We start from the raw sequence: 601 nt of genomic DNA, 5'->3' as shown, positions 1-601 counted from the left end.
GTCCAAGATTTAGAGATTACTTGGAATGATCTTGAAGTTTTCGCACCAGAACCATTTTAGCTACAAGGGGCTGTCTCATCCGTGAACTAGCCTACTTTTCGGACAGCCTTTTTTTGTATGCTATTTTTTCGTACTAGCCAAATACATTAGCATGTGGAATTTTTCGTCTATTACATGATAATCAAAAAAAGGTCCTGGATCTGTACAGTAACCGATATTTTCACTTTGCGTGATTTGAAATCCGTTAACTGATATATTTTCTTCTATGTATTTTGGATATAAAATATGCTCGTGGGAATTTGGATATAAGGCTAAAATATTTTTCAAGGATTTGGCCGAGCTATCATAATAGGAGTACCCGCCGACAATTGTTGAACTGCTATGGAAATAGTTTTTTAGAACATGAATTGGGAACTGCGGATTGAGCAGTGAAAAATCATTTGCTGTAAAACTATCCACAAAAACATCGATGCTAAGCGGCTTCAATGGCAGATTTAAATCAGAATTCAAAATATAAAGGACATTTGGCTTCGGATTCATACGCTCAATTCTTTTTCTAACCTTCTTGAGCATCGCAAGCGAATAGCCACTGAATACATAG

Annotated in this window: 1 pseudogene; it reads right to left on the bottom strand. The window is 36.3% G+C overall.

Annotated features, from left to right (window positions below):
• Positions 1–120: 120 nt before the first annotated feature.
• Positions 121–601, bottom strand: a pseudogene (locus AC1DUW_RS31920) (MerR family transcriptional regulator); the annotation flags it as partial.

The organism is Peribacillus sp. P4_C12 (assembly GCF_056402095.1).
The sequence above is the reverse complement of the archived record's forward strand: the minus strand, read 5'-3'. Positions and strand labels throughout refer to the sequence as shown.